Source organism: Sphingobium sp. LMA1-1-1.1 (genome assembly GCF_040676365.1).
In the GTDB taxonomy this organism is placed as follows: Bacteria; Pseudomonadota; Alphaproteobacteria; order Sphingomonadales; family Sphingomonadaceae; genus Sphingobium.
Map to the genome: position 1 here is coordinate 714,571 of NZ_JBEGHS010000001.1, position 22,605 is coordinate 737,175.

A 22,605-nucleotide genomic window follows, 5' to 3' on the forward strand; every position below is an offset into this window, starting at 1 on the left:
AGCAGGGACTCTACCCGCTGCGAAGCAGGCCCACCGCCGCGTCGCGTTCGAAAAGATAGAGGCAGGTTCGGGCTGCCTGCCCGCGTGCTTCGCTCAGGCCGCCATCCCTGTCGATCAGCAGATGGGCGTCGTCCCGAGCCGGGTCCAGCAGGGCGGAGAGATGCTCCGGCGTGGCGAGCTTCAACTGCTGCTCGCCCGACTGGCGCGTGCCCAATATTTCGCCCGCGCCCCGCAGGCGCAGGTCTTCCTCGGCTATGCGGAAGCCGTCATTGGTTTCCCGCATCAGGGCAAGACGCGCCCTTGCGGTTTCACTCAGCGCATTGCCGCGCAGGAGAATGCACACCGATTGATTCTGCCCCCGCCCGACGCGCCCGCGGAGCTGGTGAAGCTGGGCAAGGCCGAAGCGGTCGGCCCCTTCGATGATGATGAGGTTGCTGTTGGGAACATCGACGCCGACCTCGATCACGGTGGTCGCCACCAGGATTTTCGTGCGGGCCGAAGCGAAGGACTCCATCGCGGCGTCCTTTTCCGGCCCCTTCATCCGGCCATGCACGATGGCGACGCGTTCGCCAAAGCGCATCCGCAGCGTTTCCGCCCGCGCCTCTGCGGCGGCAAGGTCGCTATTCTCGCTTTCCTCGACCAGCGGGCAGACCCAATAGGCCTGCCCCCCGCCCTCCACATGGCGGGCCAGCGCCTCGACCACTTCGTCGAGACGTCCGGAGGACATGACGACGGTCTGGATCGGTTGCCGGCCCGGCGGCATCTCGTCCAGGCGCGACACGTCCATCTCGCCATAATAAGTGAGCGTCAGGGTGCGCGGGATCGGCGTGGCGGTCATCACCAGCAGATGCGGCGTGCGCTCCGCCTTGGCCGCCAGCATCATGCGCTGCGCAACGCCGAAGCGATGCTGCTCGTCGATCACTGCCAGGGCGAGGTTCCTGTAACGCACCGCATCCTGGAAAATGGCATGCGTGCCGACCAGAATGTCGATGCTGCCGTCGGCCAGCCCCATGAGGGTGGATTCGCGCGCCTTGCCCTTTTCCCGCCCGGTGAGGATGGCGATGTTCACCGGCAGGCCCGACGCCATCCTGCGCAGCGTCTCATAATGCTGGCGGGCCAGGATTTCGGTGGGAGCGAGGAGCGCGCCCTGGGCTCCCGCCTCCACCGTGTTGAGCAGGGCCATCAGCGCCACCAGCGTCTTGCCGGATCCTACGTCGCCTTGCAGCAGGCGGAGCATGGGGACAGGCTGGGCCATGTCCCCCTCGATTTCTCCGAAGGCGCGGCGCTGCGCGCCCGTCGGCGCGAAGGGCAGTTGCAGCATGGCGCGCAGTCGGCCGTCGCCGACGATCGGCACGCCCCTGCGCTTGCGGGAGGACTGGCGGACCAGCATCAGCGCAAGCTGGCCGGCGAAGATCTCGTCATAGGCAAGGCGCTCGCGGGCCATGGCGTCGCTGGGGTCGGCGTGGATGCGGGTGAGCGCTTCGCGCCATGTGGGCCAGCCCCTTTGCGCAAGGAGGCTGGGTTCGATCCATTCGGGGAGGTCAGGCGCGCGGGTCAGCGCCTGCGCCACCAGGTCGCGCAGGCGGTTGTTGCTGAGGCCTTCGGAGAGGCCGTAGACCGGCTCGCGCGCCGGGATGGTATCGGCTTCCTCCGGCGGGAGGACATGGTCGGGATGGACGATCTGAAGATTGTCGCCATAGGCCTCCAGCTTGCCGGAGACGAATTTGGGTTCGTTGAGCGGCAGCAGCTTGCGCGGCCATGCGCTGTTGCGGCCGAAATAGACCAGCGCGACGCTGTTGCCGTGCCTGTCCTGCGCGATCACGCGGAATGGGGCGCGGGCGCTGCCGGAGGCTCGGTAATCGGTCGGCGTCAGTTCAATGCCGATGACCCGGCCGGAGTCGGAGAGGATCAGTTCATCCACCATGCGGCGGTCGATGAAGCTGACCGGCAGGTGGAATGCCACGTCCACGGCGCGAGCCAGCCCCAGCCGCTCCAGAGGTCGGGCGAGCGCGGGGCCGACGCCCTTCAGGGCTTCGATTTCGGTGAAGAGTGGGTTGAGGATATCGGGTCGCATGGCTATCTGAGGCGGTCTAGAGCATTTTCGAGCCGGACGGTACGTCTGGCGGCCCGGAAAATGCGCAAACAGAAAAACTCCAGCCGGGATGGTGGTTCAAACATCCGATCGGCAAATTTGTCATGTCCGCGCAAGGAACAAATTGTGAACGAAGACCCCCGCATCCGCCGCCTGCAATTCCGGGCCTGGCATCGTGGCATCAAGGAAGCGGACCTGGCGGTGGGCGGGTTCTTCGACCGCTACCATGGCGAATGGGGCGAAGCGGAACTCGACTGGTTCGAGCGGTTTATCGAGGAACAGGATGCCGACATCATGGCCTGGGCCCTGGGGACGCTGCCGCTGCCGGAAGAGTGGCGCGGGCCGATGTGGGACAGGTTCGTGAAGATGGATTTCGTGGAGATCGGCAGGAAGTAATCCCCTCCGTCCCGACCTGACCTGCCCTGCCCTCCCCTCCCCTGACCCCTCCCGTCTCCGGGCGGGCTACTGAGTAGCGAATGACCGACCTTCTCAAAATCCTCAAAGCATCCTCACCCATCACCCTTTCGGGCGTGCCTGCCGGTTTCCAGCCCTGGTTGCTGGCCGACATTGCGCGGGCGGCGCCTTCCCGCGCCCTGTTCGTCGCGCCTGACGAGCAACTCATGCGGGCGGTGGCGGACACGGCGCATTATTTCGCGCCGGAGATCGAGATTGTCGAGATTCCGGCCTGGGACTGCCTGCCCTATGACCGGGCCAGTCCTTCGCTGCGGACAGCGTCGGCGCGGCTGGCGGGGCTTCATGCCTTGCAGGCCAGGCCCAGGGGGCCACAACTCGTCCTGACCACGCTCAACGCCCTCACCCAGCGCACCCTCACCCCGTTCCGTGTGCGGCAACTGGTGGCGAAGCTCGCGCCCAAGGAGCGGATCGCGATCTCGCGGCTGGCCGAAATGTTGCAGGCGAACGGCTATGTGCGCACCGACACCGTGCACGATCGCGGCGAATTCGCCATTCGCGGCGGCATTGTCGACCTGTTTCCGGGCGGCGAGGAACAACCGCTCCGGCTCGATTTCTTCGGGGACGAGATAGAGACGGTCCGCCGCTTCGATCCCGCCGATCAGCGGACGAGCGGGAGTGTCGAGGGCTTCACCCTGCTGCCCGCGTCGGAGGCGTTGCTGGACGAGGAAACGATCAAGCGCTTCCGCGGCCGCTATCGCGAGATTTTCGGCGCCACGGCCACCGGCGACCCGCTCTACCAGGCGGTGAGCGACGGACGGCGACTGCAGGGCATGGAGCATTGGCTGCCGCTGTTCGAGGAACGGCTGGTGCCTCTGACCGATCATCTGGGCGACGACAGCCTGATCCTGCTGGACCATGGCGTCGCCGGCGCGGCAGAGGCGCGGTTCGAGGCGATCAGGGACTATCATGCCAATCGTGCGGCGGCGAAATCCTCCGATCCGGGGGCCTATCGGCCGCTGGAGCCCAAGGCACTCTATCTGGAGGCGGAGGAATGGGCCGCCCTCGCGCACGACTGGCCGATGCACGCCACCACGCCCTTCCATGAACCGGAAAGCGCTTCCGTCATCGACTTCGCCGTGGACGGCCCGCGCGACTTCGCGCCGGAGCGGGCGCAGAACGCCAACGTCTATGAGGCGGTGGGCAAGCATATCGCCTCGCTTCAGCGGGCGAAGAAGAAGGTGGTGATCGCCAGCTATTCGGGCGGCGCGCGGGAACGGCTTTCCGGGCTGCTGGCCGACCATGGGCTGAAACGGATCGCCGCGGCGGACAGTTGGCAGGAGGCGCTGGGCCTCGCCGCCGGGGGCAGCACGGTGCTCACCGTCCTGCCGCTCGACCATGGCTTCACCGCCCCCGATGTCGCGGTGCTGACCGAGCAGGACATGCTGGGCGACCGGCTGGTGCGGCGGGCCCGGCGGAAGAAGAGCGCGGACGCCTTCCTGGCCGAACTGGCGACGCTCTCGCCGGGCGATCTGGTCGTGCATATGGACCATGGCATCGGCCGCTATGAGGGGCTGACCCAGATTCCCGTCGCCAAGGCGGCGCATGATTGCGTCGCGCTGGAATATGCCGGCGGCGACAAGCTCTATGTGCCGGTCGAGAATCTGGAGGTTCTCTCCCGCTACGGCTCCGAAAGCGAAGGCGTCAGCCTCGACAGGCTGGGCGGAGAGGCCTGGCAGCGGCGCAAGGCGCGGATGAAGGAACGCATCCGCGAGATCGCAGGGGAATTACTCAAGACCGCGGCGGAGCGCGCCCTGCGGCCCGCGACCGTGGCGGAACCCGACAGCGCCGGCTATCCCGCCTTTGTCGATCGCTTCCCCTATCAGGAAACCGACGATCAGGATCGGGCGATCAGCGATGTGATCGAGGATCTGGGCGCCGGCAGGCCGATGGACCGGCTGGTCTGCGGCGATGTCGGATTCGGCAAGACGGAGGTCGCGCTGCGGGCCGCCTTCGTCGCGGCGATGGCGGGGATGCAGGTTGTGGTGATCTGCCCGACCACCCTGCTCGCCCGCCAGCATCACATGAATTTCGAGGAGCGTTTCCGGGGCTTTCCGGTGAAGATCGGCCGCCTCTCCCGGCTGGTCCCGGACAAGGAGGCGAAGGCGGTGAAGGCCGGCCTGGCGGACGGCACCGTCGACATCGTCGTGGGCACCCACGCGCTGCTGGCCAAGGGGCTGGAATTCAAGCGGCTGGGCCTTGTCATCGTGGACGAGGAACAGCGGTTCGGCGTGACCCACAAGGAACGGCTCAAGTCGCTCAAGACCGACGTCCACGTGCTGACGCTGACCGCGACGCCCATACCGCGCACCCTGCAGATGGCGATGTCTGGCCTCCGGGAACTGTCGGTCATCCAGACGCCGCCGGTGGATCGCCTGGCGGTGCGGACCTACATCATGCCCTGGGACGGCGTGGTGGTACGCGAGGCGCTGCTGCGCGAACATTATCGCGGCGGCCAGAGCTTCTTCGTCGTGCCGCGCATTTCCGACCTGACGGAGATCGAGGAATTTCTCCGCACCGAAGTGCCGGAGGTGCGGCCGGTCGTCGCCCATGGACAGATGAGCGCGACGGAGGTGGAGGAACGCATGTCGGCCTTCTACGACAAGCGCTATGACGTGCTGCTCTCGACCACCATCGTCGAGAGCGGGCTCGACATCCCCTCCGCCAACACGCTCATCATCCATCGCGCCGACCGCTTCGGCCTGGCACAGCTCTACCAGCTTCGCGGACGCGTCGGACGCGCAAAGACCCGCGCCTATGCCTATTTCACCACGCCTGCCAACCGGGTGATCACCGAAACGGCGGAAAAGCGGCTGAAGGTCCTGTCAGACCTCGACACGCTGGGCGCCGGCTTCCAGCTCGCGTCCCACGATCTCGACATACGCGGCGCGGGCAATCTGGTCGGCGACGAGCAGTCCGGCCACATCAAGGAGGTGGGGTTCGAACTGTACCAGTCGATGCTGGAGGACGCGATCCTGGAGGCCAAGGCGGGCGGCGCGGGGCTGGACAAGGCGCGCGAGAGCTTCTCGCCGCAGATCACCGTCGACGCGCCCATCCTCATTCCGGAGGATTATGTGCCCGACCTCGACCTGCGCATGGGGCTCTACCGCCGCCTCAACGAAGTCGAGGACCGGCAGGGGCTGGAGGCCTTCGCCGCCGAACTGATCGACCGTTTCGGCAAGCTGCCCGCGCCGACGCAGAATCTGTTCAAGATCATCGAGATCAAGCAGAATTGCGTCACCGCCAACGTCGCGAAAATCGATGTCGGGCCAAAGGGCGCGCTGGTCAGTTTCTTCGAGGACCGCTTCCCCAGGCCGGAGGGGCTGGTCGCCTATATCCAACGGCTGAACGGCGTGGCCCGGCTGCGGCCCGACAGCAAGGTTGTCGTGAACCGTGCCTGGGCCGATCCGGCCGCCCGCCTCAACGGTGCGTTGCAGCTTTCGAAGGGGCTGGCGAAGGCGGCGAACTAGAGCGATTTCCAAGCGATCGGAACCGATCGCTGGTTGAGAAATCGCGGCAAACAAGGAAACCAGAGCGGCAATCTGATTCAATCAGATCGAAACCCGCTCAGGCTGTATCGACATTCAGCCAGCACCCCTTTGTCATCCGCCAGACAACAGCCAGCAACAGTCGCAACCTAGATCCCGCTCTGACGACCGGACAGCAAAGTCCGGCGTCGAGCAGGAGATAGACATGAGTTTGACCCTTATTGCCCTGGCCGCGGCAGCGGCCACGCACAGCGTGCAGATCGACCATGGCGGAAAGCCGGTCGATGCGACCTACAGCGCCCGCGCCGAATTCCGCACCAGGACCATAGGCGCCCGAACCCCGAACCGCACGGACGCGCAGCGGTGCCAATGGACCGCCACCATCCTGGTCGACCGGGCGCTCAGCCATGGACCTGCGCTCAGCCGCACGGTTTCCAGCGACAAGCAGTTTACGGGCAGCGAGCATGGCGCCTGCACGCCCGGCCGCCAATCGGGCGAGCGCAATCTGGCGCGCCATGAAGGCGAGATCCGCGCGCACCTGGTCGCGGTTGCGCAGGCGGATCACGCACCGCTACTGGCCGAGCTTGATGCCGTTCGCAATCTTGCCTCCAATTAAAAGGAAGGCTGCGCTGGCCTGCGCCTTTCTGGCCTCTGCCGGCGCCAGCCCCGCCTTCGCGCAATATGCCGATGGCGTATCTGGCACGATGGAGGCCGCCAGCGAGGAACGGCGCCGGGGGCTGAGCTGGAGCGACGGCGACCCGGTGCTGCGCGGCACCCTTTCGGTACCCGTGGCGGAAGGGCTGAGCCTCGACGGCGCGGCCGTCTCGCTATGGGGCAGCGATCGGCATGGCGGAGCCGACGCTGTCGTCGACCTGGGCGCCACCTATGCGCGGCAGATCGGCGGATGGCGGCTTTCTGCCGAAGGGCGCTATCATCTTTTCCCCGGAAGTGCCGACCAGGCTTATGGCGAAATCGGCGCAGGCGCGGCTTTCCTGATTGGTCCGGCCAGCATCGATTTCAACGGCAGCTATGCCCCGCGGCAGTCGTCCATCGGCGGCGACAATCTCTATCTGTCCGCGTCGGCGACCATGGGGTTGCCCGGCACGCCCTTGACCATCTCGGCGCGGATCGGCCGGTCTTCGGGCGATGTGCAAGACCCGGCCCGTGCCATGCGGCTGCGCCCCGATGGCACCTATTGGGATTATGGCGTGGGCGTCGATTATATGAAGGATCGCTGGTTCGCCGGGCTACACTATGCCGACAGCAGCATCGCAGGCCCAGCCAGCCGGCATGCGGGCGCAGGCCTGATCGCACGGATAGGACTGAGCCTTTAGCCTGCAACCGTGGCACGCCCCTTACGGTTTGAGCGCCAGCGCCACCAGATCGGCGGAGGACACCCCCGCCGAACGCAGGAAACCCTGATAATAATCGCAGCCTTCGCGCGTAAGGAGATCAAGCTGCTGCTCGGTTTCCACCCCCTCGGCGATCACCCGCAGACCCAGCGACTTCGCCATATGGATGACGCCGCGAACGACGATCCGGTCGCGGGACGTCCCGGCGATGTCCTGCGCCAGGCCGCTGTCGATCTTCAGATAATCAAGCGGCAGGCTCTTGAGATAGGCGAGGCTGGAATAGCCGGTGCCGAAATCGTCCACCGCCACCGCCAGCCCTTCTGCGCGCAACGCCGTCAGCAACGCCGTGGCATTTTCGACATCCTCGATCAGGCCGCTTTCGGTGATCTCCACCGTCAGGCGCGACCGGGGAAAACCGCTCATGTCGACCAGGTTCAGGAATTGCGGCATGAAGCCGGGCTGGGCGATGTCCTCCGCCGTGACGTTGATCGACAGGCGCAGGTGGGACAGGGCGCGCGGCCAGGCGGCGGCCTGGCGCAGCGCTTCGGCCTGGATATGCGCCGAAAGCGGCAGCATATAGTCGGAACGCTCCGCCGTGGCGAACAGCATCCCCGCGCCCAGCGCGCCATATTGCGGGTGGTTCCAGCGCGCCAGCGCCTCTACCCCGATCATATGCTCGCCATCGACGGGATATTGCGGCTGGAACAATATGCCGATCTCCCCGCGATGAAGGGCAAGGCGCAAGTCGGTTTCCAACTGGTCGGCATCCACCTGGCGGCTGCGCTTTTCCGAAGAGAAGATGCGGATGCCCTCCCCGCCCCCGACCCGGGCATCGGCCAGGGCAGTTCCGGCGCGACGGATCAGCCGGGTGGCGTCATCGTCGGGGCGCGACTGGGCAATACCGCAGCGCGCCGTCAGACGGATCAGATGGTCCCCCGCGCTGAACGGCCGGCCGATGGCGCCAATCAGTTGGCGGGCCAGGAAGGTCGCCTTGTCCGCGGTGGCCGCCTCTCCGGTCAGGCCGATCAGGAATTCCGTCCCGGCGATGCGCGCGACCATGGTGCCGGCCGCCATATCGATGGTCATCCGCTCTATGCGGCGGGCGATTCGGCCCAGCAAGGCATCGCCCACGACCTGGCCATAGGCGGCGTTCATCCGGTCGAACTGGCTGATCGACAACAGCAGCACCGTCGTCGCCAATCCCTGCCGCCGCTCCAGCCAGTCGAGCGCCGCCTGGCGCGAACGCAGGCCGGTCAGGTCGTCACGGCCGGTCGCCTCATGGCCATGCGCATCGGAAAGCCATTCCACGTCCGCCGCAACGACGCCGTCGATCAACCGAAGATGATGAACCAGCCTGTCACCGGGCCGGCCCGGCGCCGCGTGGGCGAACGCCTCCGGACGACCCGACCGCATCATGCCGCGCAGCGCCGCGATCACGGACCGGCGTTCCGACCGGGGCAGGCACCGGATAAAGCCCGCCGGATCGACGCTCTGCCCCTCGACGCCAAGATGGCGGGCGAGATTGTCGCTGAGGCGGATCCGGTTCCCATCCCGCTCCCAGAACAGGGCGTCGCCGCGCCGGATGCGTTGCGCCCGCCGGCTATGGGTGGTGCCGCCGACGAGCCGGTCGACCAGGCGCTGCGCCGAAGCCAGCGTCGCGCCCAGTTCGGCAGGCGTGAAGGGGGCCGCGAGATAATGCGTCGCCCCCGCCTCCAGCATGGCCGGCACGGCGGGAAGGTCATGCGCGTCCACCAACACGACCAACGCACCCCCGCCCGCGTCCACCGCCGGCACCAGCGACGCGATCAGGCGAAGGTCGCCGTCCCGCGCGCCACGCATGTCGGTCAGCGCTATGCGGGCATCGCTGTGCAGGAAACGCTGCGCCGCATCGGTGGCGCGCCGCGCTGCGATCACGCGCCAGCCGGCCGACTGCGCGAGCTGCGACAGTCCATCGCGGTCGCCCGGCGAGAGAATGTAGAGGCTGCGCTGTCCGTCCAGTGCGGTCTCGCCGCTCACATCTTGCTCCTTGGGACGATCCACCAGCTCTTCCCTATGCTCTATCGGTTAGCGACCTGTTTACGCTCCCGCAACCAGTGACGCTTGCACGGGGCAGGTCCATCGCCTAACTTGCATATATGAAGACGACTGATCTTACGCGTGCGGCTCTGACCGATGCACTTGGCCGCCGGATCAGCTATTTGCGGATTTCGGTGACGGATCGCTGCGACCTGCGCTGCCGCTACTGCATGTCGGAACGGATGACCTTCCTTCCCAAGGACCAGGTGCTGACGCTGGAGGAGATCGGGCTGCTGGCCGACCTCTTCATCTCGCGGGGCGTTCGCAGGATTCGGCTGACCGGCGGCGAACCGCTGGTGCGCCGGGACATTGTCGACCTTGTCCGCCGCATCGGCCGCCATGTGGGCGAGGGTCTGGACGAACTGACGCTCACCACCAACGGCACGCGGCTCGCGCAGCATGCCGAGGCGCTGGCCCAAGCGGGCGTCAGGCGGATCAACGTCAGCCTGGACAGCCGCGACCCTTCGCGCTTCGCCCATGTCACCCGCAATGGCGACATCCGGCTCGTGTTCGAAGGACTGGAAGCCGCGCGGGCGGCCGGGCTGGCGATCAAGATCAACATGGTCGCGCTCAAGGGCCTCAATGAGGATGAAATCCTCCCGATGCTGCATTGGTGCGACGAACAGGGCTTCGACCTGACGCTGATCGAAACGATGCCGCTCGGCGAAACCGGGGAAGACCGCACCGATCATTATCTGCCCCTGACGGAGGTGGCCGACTCGATCCGCCAGCATCATGCCCTGACGCCGATACCGCATCGCACCGGCGGTCCGGCCCGCTACCATGCTGTGGAGGGGCTGAAGGCAAGGCTGGGGCTGATCACGCCGCTCACTCATAATTTCTGCGCCGATTGCAATCGCATGCGCATGACCTGCGAGGGCAAGATCTTCATGTGCCTGGGCCATGAAGATCATGTCGACCTGAAATCGGCCTTCCGGCAGGGCGGACTGCCGGCGGTCGAGCCGCTGATCGACCGCGCCCTTCGCCTGAAGCCGGCGGCGCATGATTTCCGCATCGGCGCTGGTGCTGCGCCGGCGGTGCGAAGACATATGAGCGTGACCGGCGGATGACCGAAGAGGTCCGGCGCGCCCTGGTCGCCTCCTCCAGTCCAGCAGCCAAGGCGGCGGAGGAAAGGTTGCGCGCCGCTTATGATTTCGTCCCGGTCGAGCAGGCGGACATGATCATCGCGCTCGGCGGCGACGGCTACATGCTCCAGACGCTGCACTCCATGCTGGAGGGGCGGCACATCCTGCCGGTCTTCGGCATGAATCTCGGCACGGTCGGCTTCCTGATGAACGAATGGCGGCTCGAACGGCTGGAACAGCGGATCGAGGCGGCGAAGCCGTTCAAGGTCAATCCCCTCCGCATGATCGTCGACACGGTGGATGGAGAGCGCTTTTCCATACCCGCGATCAACGAAGTGTCCCTGCTGCGCGAAACGCGCCAGACCGCCAAGCTGGAGGTCAAGGTCAACGATCGCACCGTCCTGCCCGAACTGGTGTGCGACGGCGTGCTGGTTGCTACGCCGGCCGGATCGACGGCCTATAATCTTTCCGCCCATGGGCCCATCCTGCCGCTGGGATCGGCGCTGGTGGCGCTGACGCCGATCAGCCCCTTTCGCCCCCGGCGCTGGCGCGGCGCGATCCTGCCTGAAAATACCGCGATCCAGTTCACCGTGCTCGATCCGGTGAAGCGGCCGGTCAGCGCCGTCGCCGATCAGCGCGAGGTTCGCGACGTGGCGCAGGTGGAGGTGAAGATCGATCGCGCGACGCCGCTGACCCTGCTGTTCGACCCGGAACATACGCTGGACGACCGGATCGCGGCCGAACAGTTCATCGCGTAAAAATTCCGTCATTTGCCGCTTGCCATTGCGGGAAAGCCGCTGCTATAGGCGCGGCCTGCCCGGCGAAGGCCGGGTTGCTCCCCGATAGCTCAGCGGTAGAGCATTCGACTGTTAATCGAATGGCCGTAGGTTCGAATCCTACTCGGGGAGCCACTTTTCAACCGGCGATCGAGCCGGAAAATCCACCATGATCCGACAGGCCGACAGGCTGGCCGCCCCTCTTCACGGTACATCAAGCCACCGGTCCATTTTTTCGGGCGGACGGCTTTTGCCACCCTTGCCATTTCACGAAAGCCGCTGCATATGCGCGGCCTGCCCGGCGAAAGTCGGGTTGCTCCCCGATAGCTCAGCGGTAGAGCATTCGACTGTTAATCGAATGGCCGTAGGTTCGAATCCTACTCGGGGAGCCACTTTCCTTCCGGTGCCGAAGCCGTAGCCCGGCGGATCGTCATCCCGCCCCCGACAGCCTCCGTTCAGCCGCGCTGATCCGCCGGCAGGGCGCGCACCACCTTCTGGTCGACCGCCCCGAAATGGTCGCCGACCGCCTGCATCTGCACGCGATCGCCGAACCGCAGGAAAGACGTCGCAGGGGCGCCAGAAGCGATCATTTCAATGGCGCGGCGTTCGGAAATGCAGGCCGAACCAACCCTGTCATAACTGGCATTGGAAACAGTGCCGGAACCAATGATGGTCCCCGCGACGAGATCTCGGGTCCGCGCGGCATGGGCAACAAGTTCATGGAAACCAAAGGCCATCTCGCCCCCGTCGGGATTGCCGAACCACTGGCCGTTGACATGGACCTCCAGCGGCAGGTGCACCCTCCCGTCCTTCCACGCGTCGCCCAGTTCATCCGGCGTGACGGCAAAGGGAGCGGCGGAACAGGCGGGCTTGGCCTGTACCCAGCCAAAGCCGGTCTTCATCTCGACAGGCGCGATGGCCCGCAGCGACCAGTCATTGATGAGGATGACGAGCCTTATATGCTTCATCGCCTCCTGCGCGGTGATGCCCATCGGCACCGCATCGGTGATGACGCCGAACTCGCCCTCGAAATCGATGCCATCCGCCTCGCTGGGCAAGGGCACATCGGCGTGGCCCGGCAGGAAACGGTCGGACAGGCCCTGATACATCAGCGGCCGGTCGGTCTCGATCGGCGGCAGGTCGAAGGCGCGCTGCATAAGCTCGCCATGCTGCGGAAACGCCGATCCATCGAGCCATTGCCAGGAACGCGGCAGGGGAGCCAGCAGCGCTGCGGGATCCAGCGCCTCTCCCTCCCCCGCTTCCAGCCGGGCCGCCAGCCCCCGCATCGCCCGTTCGGCCTCCCCCCAATGCTCCATCGCCGCAAGGAGGCTCGCAAAGCGCCCACCAACCGGCAGCAGGCGATCGCCACCGGCCGATATCACCACAAGTTCGCCATCCGCCTGACCGTTGGCCCGCGTTGCAACCCTCATGCGGACTGTTCCCCCTTGATCATCATTTGCAGCTTCCGGCGCGCCCGCGTCCCGCCGGAGTCTATGCCCAGCGAAAGCGGCTTTGCCGTCCAGAAATCCTCACCCTCCAGATTCTCGTAGGCGGCCTTGATGATCGGCTTGTCCTCCTCATCAAATGCCTGGGCGAAAAGCGCCTTGAGAAACGCGTCCGTCTCCGGCGAGTCCAGATCATGCGCGCGCGCGGAGGCCCAGAAATAATGCGCCGTCGTCGCGCTCGCAGGCGTCAGCACATGCGCCTGGTGCGCAACCACCCCCGTCTCGCGCAGCCCGCCCGACGGACAGGAGCCGATCTCCAGCAGCATCGTCGCGGGCGCGTTCCACCGCATCTCCAGCCAGTGGTCGGTAATCATGTCGGGGGGATAGATGCCCATCGTGTGGCTCGGGGCGGGCACGCCGGGCATCCACCAGTTGGATCGCAGCGTGTCGCCTTCGTCGATCACCTCGTGACGGCCGGCAAATATGACGCCACCCCCGGCAAAGGACCCCTTGTGCACGAACTCGATATGCGAAAGGTCCATCAGATTGTCGGTGCCGAACTCATAGGGCGCCTCCAGCAGCGTATAGCCGCGCACGACGCGCACGGTGTCGCTGTCCTCGACCAGGCCAAGGTCCGGTATCATCGCGGGATCGGCGGATTGCGGCTCGCCACCCCATAGCCAGATCGCGCCATGACGTTCGGCGCACAGCCACGCGTCGATGCGGGCGGCTGCCGGAATATTCTCCGAAAAGGGGTTGCGGACGCAGCCGCCCGATCCATTGAAGGTCAGGCCGTGATAGGGGCAAACCAGCGCGTCGCCGTGCACCTCTCCCAGGCTCAATGGCGCAAAACGATGGGGACACCGGTCCGCCACCGCGCTGACGGCGCCCGCATCCGTCCGGAACAGGGCAATCCGGCGGTCACGGATGCGGCGGCTGATCACCTGGCCGGGACCAAGTTCCTCGCTCCATCCGGCCATGTACCAGACGTTGCGCAGATACTCGGCCATGGCCTTCACTCCTCGAAAATGGCGACGGCGCGGGTCCAGCCGGCCGAGGCGCCCTTGATCTTGTGCGGGAAGCAGCTGACGGTGAAGCCATCGGGCGGCAACACCTCCAGATTGTGCAGCTTTTCAAGGTGGCAATAGCCGATGTCGCGGCCCGCCTTGTGCCCTTCCCAGATCAGCGAGGTATCGCCGGTTTCCTTCACCTTTTCCGCCGTGTGGACGAAGGGCGCGTCCCACGACCATGCGTCGGTCCCTGTCACCCGCACGCCCCGGCTGGTCAGGTAGATGGTGGCCTCATAGCCCATGCCGCAGCCCCGGCTGACATAGTCCGGATCGCCCAGCGCCTTGCCCGCAGCCGTGTTGACCATCACGATTTCCAGCGGCTTCAGCTCATGTCCGATGCGCTTGAGCTCCGCCTCGACATCCGCCGCCGTGACCACATAACCATCGGGAAAATGACGAAAGTCCAGCTTGACCCCTGGCTGGAAACACCATTCCAGCGGCACCTCGTCGATGGTCAAGGCCGGTTTGCCGCCATCCTGCGTCGGATGGAAATGCCAGGGCGCATCAAGATGGGTGCCGTTATGGGTGGTCAGCCTGACTGATTCCACCGCCGCAAAACCCTCGCCCCCCGGCGTTTGCTCCGCCGTCACGCCCGGAAAGAAAAAGCCAAGCTCCTGCATGGTTTCGCCATGCTTCTGATAGGTGATCTCCGGTCGCAGGAACGGCGGATCGCTCACCACCTCATTGCACAATGTGATCGACAGATCGACGAAGCGGCGCGTCATGCCGTATGTCCTCCCAGCGTTTCGGCAAACCAGTCGGCAATGCAATCACGGCCATAGCTCATATTGTCCGCGCCGACATGCTCCACCCCGCCCTCGCGCGCGGTGAAGATCACCTTCTCGCGCCGGGGGGAGTTCACGAGCTGCTCATAGAGATCGTCGGCATAGCTGACGCTGATCTGCCGGTCCTGCGCGCCATGGGTGACGAGGAAGGGCACCTTGATGCGGTCCATATGGCCGTTGAGGTTCATGCCCCGCGACTTTTCCAGAAATTCGTCCATGTCCTTCGCGCCGAATGCCCACATGACATGCGCCCAATAATGCGGCACCGGGTTCTCACCCTCGCGCTTCATCCGCTTGTCCTGCACCTCGCGCCAATTGTGGTTGGCGCCCCAGACCGCGCCGGAGGCGAAGCGGGGTTCATAGGCGACCGCGCGGGGCGCGAAATGGCCGCCCAGCGAAATGCCGGTCATGCCGATGCGCCTGGGATCGACGTCGGGCTGCTGCTCCAGCCAGTCCACCGCCCTGCTCGCCCAGCTTTCGCTATGCGGATCGACGGGAAGATTCTGCAGGCGAAGCGCCTCGCCGCTGCCCGGCTGGTCGACGCAGAGCGTCGAAATCCCCCGCCGGGCGAGAGCCTCCGGCAGGCGCGACCAGTAAAGCAGTTCCTTGCAGCTATCGAGGCCGTTGCAATAGACGACCACCGGATGCGGCCCATCCCCCGGCGCGCGGGTGTAGAGTGCGGGCATGGTTCCCCTCTCCAGCGGAATGTCCACCCGTTCCCGGTTGATCCTGCCCAGGACCGTCGAGCGGTCGAAGGTCTCCCGCGCCTTGGCATAGGTGGCCTGGCGTCCCGGATGACCATGGCCCTGCATCCGCTCCGCATTCAGGAGGTAGAGCGCGGCGCGTTCCAGCTTGTTCGACGCCGAAAAAGCCCGTCCCTTCGCCTCGTCCTCGGCGGCGAGGTCAATCAGCTTGTCGCCCATCGCCGCCCATTGCGCCATGAACTGCGGCGTCCCTGCATCCGCGCCGCTTGCGGCCGCGTCCCGGATCGGCTGGCACATGTCCACGATCTCGCCGATCTGGCCGCCGCTCTCCATCGCGATGGCAACCGACAGGTTCCAGATATAGTTGGGGAAATATTCGAACAGAGCCATGCGATCAGGCCTCCACCGCCACGAACAGCCCCGGATTGGGCGTAGGATGCGGCAGGGTCTGCGGCCCGCCGGTGCCGATCCCCCATTGGTCCATGACCATCGGCGCGGGCGTGTAGACGGTCGGCTCCCGCGCCTCGAAATCCACTTCTTCCAGCTCCGACGTATATTCCGTGACAAAACCGTTCGGCGTCACGAAATAGCTGAACGTGTTGTTGCCGGCCGTGTGCCGCCCCGGACCCCAGCCGATGTCGACATTCTTCAGCTTCAACCGATGCGCGCCGCGCATCATGTCGTCGACCGAAAGCATGTCATAGGCCACATGGTTGAGGCACGGCGGCCCCGGAAGAATGGCGATGCGGTGGTGCGCCGAATTGCAGCGCAGGAAACACATGAAATCGCCCAGCCAGTCGGAGATTTTGAAGCCCAGCACGTCGGTGAAGAATTTGACCAGCGCCGGATGGTCCGGCGAATGCAGCACGATATGGCTGATCTTGACCGGCAACCCTTCCCAGCGCGCCAGTTCGCGCTTCGGCCCGGTTTCGACATCGCTCGAAATCTCGAACTGAAGGCCGTCGGGCGAGAAGAAGCGAAAGCCATAGCCGCCGCCCGGCGTCGTCAGGTCGCGCGGTTCATGCACGATCTTCGCGCCCGCCGCCGCCACCTTGCCGCACAGGGCATCGACATCGGCACGACTCTCCGCGGCGAGGGCGATGACATCCACCCGGTTTTCATCGGATTGCCGCAGCCGCACGACATGATGCTCGCCATGGCCGGGCGCCTTGAACCAGGCAAGGCCATCGTCGGAGGGAACGGGATCAAGCCCGAAGACTTCGCCATAATAGCGGCGTTCGGCCTCGATATCGGTGACGCCATAACCAATATAGCGGATTTCAGTGACGCGGCTCATTGCCGGCTTCCTTGTTGCATGAGGGATTTCACAGCGGCTGGGATACGACGGCGAACATTTCCGCCGTCGCCTTGTGGTTGTCCACCAGCGGGCCCTTGCCCAACTGGCCGTAACAGATGGCCAGGCTGCTCTCGACGATATAACGGCAACGCTCATGGCGGCGATCGCGATAGGCCTTCAAGGCCGCCTCGACATTGTCGTGCTTCCCAAGCTCGTCGACGATGACGATCGCATCCTCGATCGCCATGCCCGCCCCCTGCCCCAGATGCGGCGTCGTGGCATGGACCGCATCGCCCAGCAAACCCACGCGTCCCCTGCTCCACGGACCATGAACCATCATGCCTTCAAGCGGGCGGTAAACGACGCCATCATCGTCGGTGATCTGTTGGGCCAGTGCGCGGATCGCCGGCGCGCAATTGGCGAGCTTGCCGCGCATCGCCGCCGCCAGCCCCTGGCGCGGATAGCGCGGATTGTCCGGCTCGGGCGTGGTGACATACATATACATGAGTTCCGGCCCGATCGGCACCAGTCCCACCCCGATAGGGCCGTTATAGGCCCGCAACGCATCCAGATCGGTATCGCGCGGCAGATTATATCGCCATACCGCCTGCCCGGTGAACACCGGGCGCTCCGCGTCGGGCAGGATGAGGTCGCGGACCTGCGAATAGACGCCGTCCGCGCCGATCACCAGGTCGAATGCGCCCGCCGAACCATCGGAAAAGGTCACATGGACTTGCGCACCATCATCCGAGAGGCTCTCCACTGTCACGCCGAGCCGGATTTGCGCACCCAGCCCCTTGGCGCAGTTCCCCAGCACGCTCTGCAGGGCGCGCCGGCCAATCCCGACATTCGCCGGCTTGCCCTCGACCAGCCGGGGCGACGGAATACGCGCCACCCGAGCTCCGTCAGGGGCAAAAACCTCGACGGCGTCGAAACCGCAGGCCGCATCAAGGAAATTCTCCAGCACGCCAAGCTGATCCATGGCCCGCAGGACATTGGATTGCTGGATGATGCCGACGCCATAGACCGACCATTCAGGATCGCGCTCGATCACCAGCACGTCATGGCCGGCGCGGCGTGCCGCAATCGCGGCGGACAGGCCGCCAATGCCCGCTCCGACGATCAGCATGATCAATTTTTGCATTCCAGGCTCTCCGTGAAGGCGTCGCACGGACCGATGCCGCCACCGCCGCATCCCTCCCCGCAGGCAGACCTTCTTCCAGGTCACTGCCGCACGCCGTCTTTTCTATTGCCCAAAAACTAGCCGGAAACGGATCATCCTCAAAAATAATTCTTTTTATAGTCTTTTATCGATTTCATGGATTTTGAGGGGCAGCCTCCATCAGCGTCCCGATCAACCAGCGCAGACCCGCATCGTCAGCCCGCGCCCTGTGATATTGCACCATTTCCCGCATGCCCGGCATGTCGAACGGCAGCGGCGCCGATTTGATCGGATAATGGAGCGAAGCCCTCTCCGCCAATCGTCGATGCATGACAGCCAGACGAGCCGTTCCGACCAGAAATTCAGGAATGAGGGTGAAGGAGGAAACGCGAATCTCGATCCGCCGCTCTATTCCTCGCGACCGCATGAAGGATTCGGCAAAGGACGCGCGGTTGACGCGCCCGATCTCCACGGCGACATGGCCGGCGGCCTGAAACTGGTCCATGTCGATCGCGCCTGCGAACATCGGGTTTTCATTCCAGCCGGCAACGACATGTTCTTCCTCGAACACCAGTTCGGCGGGATGATCCTCGCTGATATAGATTTCAGGCGCCAGCAGCATGTCGGTCTCGCCCCGGTCGAGCTCCGCCGTGGCCTCGTCACTCAGGGGCACGAGTTGTATCCGCAAATTGGGCGCCACCAATTCCATCTTCGGCAGCAGCGGCGCGATCAGCACGCTGGACAGAAAGTCCGACACGCAAAGCTTGAACGTCCTGTTGCTCGTGGCCGGATCGAAATAGGGGGACGTACTGATGAGCGAATCGACGTCGCCCAGCAAAGCCGTGATCGCCGGCAGCAGCCGCATCGCATGCGGCGTCGGCAACATCCGCTTGCCATGCGGAACCAGCAGCGGATCACCGAAGAACGCCCTGAGCCGGGACAGGGCTGCGCTGATGGCAGGCTGGCTGAGATTGAGCTGCTCGGCCGCGCGCGTGACGCTCTGCGCCTCCAGCAACGCGTTGAGGCAGACCAGAAGGTTCAGATCCAGACCCTTGTACCGCATTGTCGCTCCATTTTATCCATAACCAAATTTGTTACATAACAATAAAAACTAATCATTTCCATTATGACAACTCCCCTGCAAGGATGAAAATAACGATAGTCAAGAACATCTGGGGAGAGAGAAATGCTGTGCAGAACCTTGTTCCGCTCATCAGTCGCAATCACCGCGCTGGCGCTGGCAAGTCCGGTTGTCGCGCAGGAAGGAAGCGATGCCCGGCCTGATCCTGCCGCCTCCGGCAACGGCCTTTCCGATATCATCGTCACCGCGCAGCGCCGCGAGGAAAATCTCCAGCGCGCCGCCCTTGCGGTCAGCGCCGTGAACGGCGATGTGCTGGTCAACCAGAGCGTCACGCGGGCCGATGACCTGACCCGCCTCGTGCCCGCGCTGCAAGTGGCGCCGGCTTCCTCCTTTACCCAGATCTACCTTCGCGGCATCGGCACCTTCGGGGCGAACGCCTTTGCCGAACAAGGTGTCGCCTTCAACCTCGACGGCGTCTATCTGTCCCGTCCGGCGGCACCGGCCGCCCTCTTCTATGACCTGGAGCGGTTGGAGGTGCTGAAAGGGCCGCAGGGCACGCTCTATGGCCGCAACGCATCGGGCGGCGCCGTCAACGTCATCACCGCCAAGCCGAAGCTGGGGGAAAGCTCCGGCTTCCTGACCGGCGAATATGGCAATTACGACACCTTCAAGACCTCCGGCGCCATCAACCTGCCGCTGGGCGACCAGGCCGCCCTGCGCATTTCGGGCCAGCGCGCCAGGCATGACGGCTATATGAGCGACGGTTATGACGACGAGGACACATGGGCGCTGCGCGGCCAGTTGCGCTTCGATACGGGCGGCGGGTTCAATGCCAATCTGATGGTCGATTATGGCCATGTCGGCGGCATGGGATCGGGCGGCACGATCATGCCTCTGCTGGCCGGCAAGAAGCGGCTGGGCCCAAGCGACCCGGCCGTGATCGCCGCCTATCTGGCGAGCCCGCCCACACTTCCAGTGCCTCAGATCATCGCCCGCGACGATGGCTATCAGGACAATGAATATTATGGCGCGATCGCGACCCTCAACGCCGATCTGGGCTTTGCGGAACTGACGGTCATTCCTGCCTGGCGCAGGACAAATCTGGATTTCCTCGGCTACGCTTCCAGCTTCCTTATCGACGTGACCGAGAAATCGGACCAGATGTCGCTGGAAACCCGCCTCGCCAATCAGAGCGACAGGCTGAAATGGGTGCTCGGCTCCTATTATTTCGTGGAGGACGTGTCGGCGCGCCAGTTCTTCGACCAGGGCAGCAACGGCACGCGCATCAACTCGGAACTGGAAACAAACAGCTATGCGGTATTCGGCGAGGCGACCTATTCGCTGACCGACCGTTTCCGCCTGACCGGCGGCTTGCGCTATACCCATGACAACAAGAAGCAGGATACGGAAGCGCACACCTATCCCTTTGTCGGCTTCGTGCCGCCCGCCTTCCCCAACTTCACGCCAATCATCCTCGACCTGCGCACCGACGCCACTTCCGACGTGAATTTCAGCAAGGTGACATGGAAGGCGGGCGTCGAATATGACGTCGCCGACCGCTCGCTGCTTTACGCGACCGTCTCCACGGGCTTCAAATCAGGCGTGCTTTTCTCTGCGCTGGGGCAGAATTTTTCCCGCCCCGAACGGCTGACCGCCTACACCATCGGCAGCAAGAACCGGTTCCTGGACAATCGGCTGCAACTCAATGTCGAGGCCTTCTACTGGGATTACAAGGACCAGCAGATTTCGCATCTGGCGCCGGTCCAGGTCGCCATGACGCCGGGCGGCCCGATATATGGCCCTGTTTTCGCGACGGAGAATGCGGGCGCCGCGACCCTCTATGGCGCGGAACTGGAAATGCTGTGGAAGGTCATGCGCGACGGCGTCCTGTCGCTCAATGTCCAGTATCTCCACACCAAATATGACGACCTCAACTATCAGGCCTATTCCACCAGCGGCCCCGCGCCGGTGATCGGTTGCGCGGTGACGCCATCATCGCTGACAGGAGCCTCGCCCGCCGCGCGCATCTACAATGTCGATTGCTCCGGCCGTCCGCTGGTGAATGCGCCGAAATGGGTGGTGAACGCCGGCTATGAACATAGTTTCGACCTTGGCGGCACCGGCCGGATCAGGGCGGGCGTCGACACCCGCATCGAAAGCTCGCGCTATCTGTCGCTGGATTATCTGTCGCTGGGCCGGCAGGGCAGCTACATGATGTCCAACGCGCGCCTCACCTATGAAACGGCTTCGGGCAAGCTGGCGGTGACCGCGTTCGTGAACAATATCGAAAATAAGCTGGTATTCGCCAATTCGGTCCAGAGCCCCGCCAAGTCGGGCGTGATCTACAATCAGATCCGTCCACCGCGCACCTATGGCATCCGCGGTACGGTACGCTTCTGATCGCGTCGCGGGGCGGGTTGGCACCCCCGTCCCGCGCGCTTCTCTCGGCATGAAGCCAACGGGTTCGCAACAGCAGACTGGCGGAACAACCGGCATAGACCGGGCCAGCAATATACAGGTCAGCAAATGGAGGACATCATGGCAGGGACCGGACCGACTTTCCCAGGCGTCAGCATGGATCGTCGCGCCCTGCTAGCGGCTGGCGGCGCGACCGTGGCGGGGGCATTGGCCACACGCGCCGCCGCCGCACCCCCCTCCCCCCTGCGCCTGATCGCCGTCGAAGAGGCCTGGGCCTGCCCGGAGTGGATGGAGGCGATGGCGGCACTGCCGGCGCGCGGGCTGGAGGAGGATGAGGTCCGCGCCTTCCAGATGCTTGCGCATATCGGGGACATTCATGCGCGCCTCCTGGACATGCAGCTTCGCCAAGCGGCAATGGACGAAAATGCCGTGGACATGCACGTGCTCAGCCTGACCGCGCCGGGCGTGCAATCGTTCGACAATGCTTCCGCGCTTCGGCTCGCGCGGCTGACCAATGACCGGCTGGCGCGGATCGTCGCGGACCAGCCCCGCAGATATGCGGCGCTTGCCTCCGTGCCTCCCCAGGACGTTCCGGGCGCGATCATGGAAATCCGCCGCGCCCGGCGCGAACTGGGGCTGAACGGCATCATCATCAATTCCCACACGCGCGGCGAATATCTGGACGACCGCAAATATTGGCCGTTGTTCGAAGCCGCGGCCGAAACCGGCGCCCCGGTCTACATCCACCCGCGCACGCCCAATCCGACCATGGCGCCGCTGTTTCGCGATTATAATCTGTGGGGCGCGATCTACGGATATGGCGCGGAAACCGGGCTTCATGTGATCCGCCTGATCTCCAGCGGCCTGTTCGACGCCTATCCCGACCTCAAGGTCGTGATAGGCCATATGGGCGAGGGATTGCCTTACTGGTTCTACCGCATCGACCATATGCACCATAATATGGTGACGCTGGCCAAACCGCCGCTCCGGCCGGTGCTCAGGAAAATGCCCAGCGAATATTTCAGGTCCAATATCTCGATCACCACCAGCGGTGTGAACTGGCACCAGGCCCTGGCCTTCGCGGAGGAGGTCGTCGGCGCGGACAACATCATGTTCGCAATCGACTACCCCTATGAACGAACGGAACCGGCGGTTTCGTTCATCCGCTCCGCCCCCCTTCCTCCCGACAAGCTGGAGCGGATCGCCTATCGAAATGCCGAGAGAATTTTCGGCATCAAACCGGTCTCCTGAAAAGATTTGCGGGCGGACACCATGGGTGCCGCCCGCAAATCATATCCCTTTG

17 protein-coding genes and 2 tRNA genes are annotated in these 22,605 nt (G+C 64.7%); 10 read left to right on the forward strand and 9 right to left on the reverse strand.

What is annotated here, in order from left to right; all coding sequences use genetic code 11:
• Nucleotides 1-10: 10 nt before the first annotated feature.
• Nucleotides 11-2,074, reverse strand: a complete 2,064-nt coding sequence (gene recG, locus MRBLMA1_RS03480) for an ATP-dependent DNA helicase RecG (protein ID WP_363735030.1) — start codon at nucleotides 2,072-2,074, stop codon at nucleotides 11-13.
• A gap of 144 nt (nucleotides 2,075-2,218) precedes the next feature.
• Between recG and MRBLMA1_RS03485 the strand changes: the two genes are divergently transcribed.
• The 4 genes from MRBLMA1_RS03485 (at nucleotide 2,219) to MRBLMA1_RS03500 (ending at nucleotide 7,385) form a co-directional block, all read left to right on the forward strand.
• Nucleotides 2,219-2,488 carry a succinate dehydrogenase assembly factor 2 gene (locus MRBLMA1_RS03485; RefSeq protein WP_363735032.1) on the forward strand — a complete coding sequence of 90 codons (270 nt, stop codon included), beginning with the start codon at nucleotides 2,219-2,221 and terminating at the stop codon, nucleotides 2,486-2,488.
• A gap of 80 nt (nucleotides 2,489-2,568) precedes the next feature.
• A complete protein-coding gene (mfd, locus tag MRBLMA1_RS03490) occupies nucleotides 2,569-6,033 on the forward strand; it encodes a transcription-repair coupling factor (protein ID WP_363735033.1) in 3,465 nt (1,154 codons plus the stop codon).
• Between the two features lie 223 nt (nucleotides 6,034-6,256).
• On the forward strand, nucleotides 6,257-6,667 hold the full coding sequence (locus MRBLMA1_RS03495; protein WP_363735035.1) for a hypothetical protein: 411 nt from the start codon (nucleotides 6,257-6,259) through the stop codon (nucleotides 6,665-6,667).
• A complete protein-coding gene (locus MRBLMA1_RS03500; RefSeq protein WP_363735036.1) occupies nucleotides 6,654-7,385 on the forward strand; it encodes a TorF family putative porin in 732 nt (243 codons plus the stop codon). The genes MRBLMA1_RS03495 and MRBLMA1_RS03500 overlap by 14 nt, the downstream gene beginning before the upstream one ends.
• A 21-nt stretch (nucleotides 7,386-7,406) precedes the next feature.
• Here the strand turns inward: MRBLMA1_RS03500 and MRBLMA1_RS03505 are convergent, their stop codons facing one another.
• On the reverse strand, nucleotides 7,407-9,419 hold the full coding sequence (locus MRBLMA1_RS03505) for a putative bifunctional diguanylate cyclase/phosphodiesterase (RefSeq protein WP_363735037.1): 2,013 nt from the start codon (nucleotides 9,417-9,419) through the stop codon (nucleotides 7,407-7,409).
• A gap of 119 nt (nucleotides 9,420-9,538) precedes the next feature.
• Between MRBLMA1_RS03505 and moaA the strand changes: the two genes are divergently transcribed.
• The 4 genes from moaA to MRBLMA1_RS03525 all read left to right on the forward strand — a co-directional run bounded on the left by moaA (nucleotide 9,539) and on the right by MRBLMA1_RS03525 (nucleotide 11,732).
• Nucleotides 9,539-10,549, forward strand: coding sequence for a GTP 3',8-cyclase MoaA (gene moaA / locus MRBLMA1_RS03510; RefSeq protein ID WP_133651891.1), 1,011 nt, complete (start codon nucleotides 9,539-9,541; stop codon nucleotides 10,547-10,549).
• Nucleotides 10,546-11,322 carry an NAD kinase gene (locus MRBLMA1_RS03515; protein WP_363735038.1) on the forward strand — a complete coding sequence of 259 codons (777 nt, stop codon included), beginning with the start codon at nucleotides 10,546-10,548 and terminating at the stop codon, nucleotides 11,320-11,322. Before moaA ends, MRBLMA1_RS03515 begins: the two co-directional genes overlap by 4 nt.
• 78 nt (nucleotides 11,323-11,400) lie before the next feature.
• A tRNA-Asn gene (locus tag MRBLMA1_RS03520) sits at nucleotides 11,401-11,475 on the forward strand.
• Nucleotides 11,476-11,657: 182 nt separating this feature from the next.
• Nucleotides 11,658-11,732: transfer RNA gene (locus MRBLMA1_RS03525), tRNA-Asn, on the forward strand.
• A gap of 63 nt (nucleotides 11,733-11,795) precedes the next feature.
• Here MRBLMA1_RS03525 and MRBLMA1_RS03530 read toward each other — a convergent pair.
• The 7 genes from MRBLMA1_RS03530 to MRBLMA1_RS03560 all read right to left on the reverse strand — a co-directional run bounded on the left by MRBLMA1_RS03530 (nucleotide 11,796) and on the right by MRBLMA1_RS03560 (nucleotide 18,866).
• The gene (locus MRBLMA1_RS03530) at nucleotides 11,796-12,770 is read right to left on the reverse strand and encodes a fumarylacetoacetate hydrolase family protein (RefSeq protein ID WP_363735039.1); all 975 of its coding nucleotides are present in this window, start codon (nucleotides 12,768-12,770) and stop codon (nucleotides 11,796-11,798) included.
• Nucleotides 12,767-13,795, reverse strand: a complete 1,029-nt coding sequence (locus MRBLMA1_RS03535) for an aromatic ring-hydroxylating dioxygenase subunit alpha (RefSeq protein WP_363735040.1) — start codon at nucleotides 13,793-13,795, stop codon at nucleotides 12,767-12,769. Before MRBLMA1_RS03535 ends, MRBLMA1_RS03530 begins: the two co-directional genes overlap by 4 nt.
• Nucleotides 13,796-13,800: 5 nt before the next feature.
• Nucleotides 13,801-14,580: a cyclase family protein gene (locus tag MRBLMA1_RS03540; protein ID WP_363735041.1), complete on the reverse strand. Its 780-nt coding sequence runs from the start codon at nucleotides 14,578-14,580 to the stop codon at nucleotides 13,801-13,803.
• Nucleotides 14,577-15,734 carry an alpha/beta hydrolase family protein gene (locus MRBLMA1_RS03545; RefSeq protein ID WP_363735042.1) on the reverse strand — a complete coding sequence of 386 codons (1,158 nt, stop codon included), beginning with the start codon at nucleotides 15,732-15,734 and terminating at the stop codon, nucleotides 14,577-14,579. The genes MRBLMA1_RS03540 and MRBLMA1_RS03545 overlap by 4 nt, the downstream gene beginning before the upstream one ends.
• 4 nt (nucleotides 15,735-15,738) lie before the next feature.
• The gene (locus MRBLMA1_RS03550; RefSeq protein ID WP_363735043.1) at nucleotides 15,739-16,641 is read right to left on the reverse strand and encodes a VOC family protein; all 903 of its coding nucleotides are present in this window, start codon (nucleotides 16,639-16,641) and stop codon (nucleotides 15,739-15,741) included.
• Between the two features lie 28 nt (nucleotides 16,642-16,669).
• Nucleotides 16,670-17,785: an FAD-dependent oxidoreductase gene (locus tag MRBLMA1_RS03555; RefSeq protein ID WP_363735044.1), complete on the reverse strand. Its 1,116-nt coding sequence runs from the start codon at nucleotides 17,783-17,785 to the stop codon at nucleotides 16,670-16,672.
• 172 nt (nucleotides 17,786-17,957) lie between these two features.
• Complete coding sequence (locus MRBLMA1_RS03560; RefSeq protein ID WP_363735045.1) at nucleotides 17,958-18,866, reverse strand: LysR family transcriptional regulator; 909 nt, start codon at nucleotides 18,864-18,866, stop codon at nucleotides 17,958-17,960.
• A gap of 123 nt (nucleotides 18,867-18,989) precedes the next feature.
• On the opposite strand from MRBLMA1_RS03560, the gene MRBLMA1_RS03565 reads away from it, so the two are divergent.
• On the forward strand, nucleotides 18,990-21,284 hold the full coding sequence (locus MRBLMA1_RS03565; protein ID WP_363735046.1) for a TonB-dependent receptor: 2,295 nt from the start codon (nucleotides 18,990-18,992) through the stop codon (nucleotides 21,282-21,284).
• Nucleotides 21,285-21,422: 138 nt separating this feature from the next.
• Nucleotides 21,423-22,553 (forward strand): amidohydrolase family protein, encoded by a 1,131-nt coding sequence (locus tag MRBLMA1_RS03570; protein ID WP_363735047.1) that lies wholly within the window; start codon nucleotides 21,423-21,425, stop codon nucleotides 22,551-22,553.
• Nucleotides 22,554-22,605: the final 52 nt, after the last annotated feature.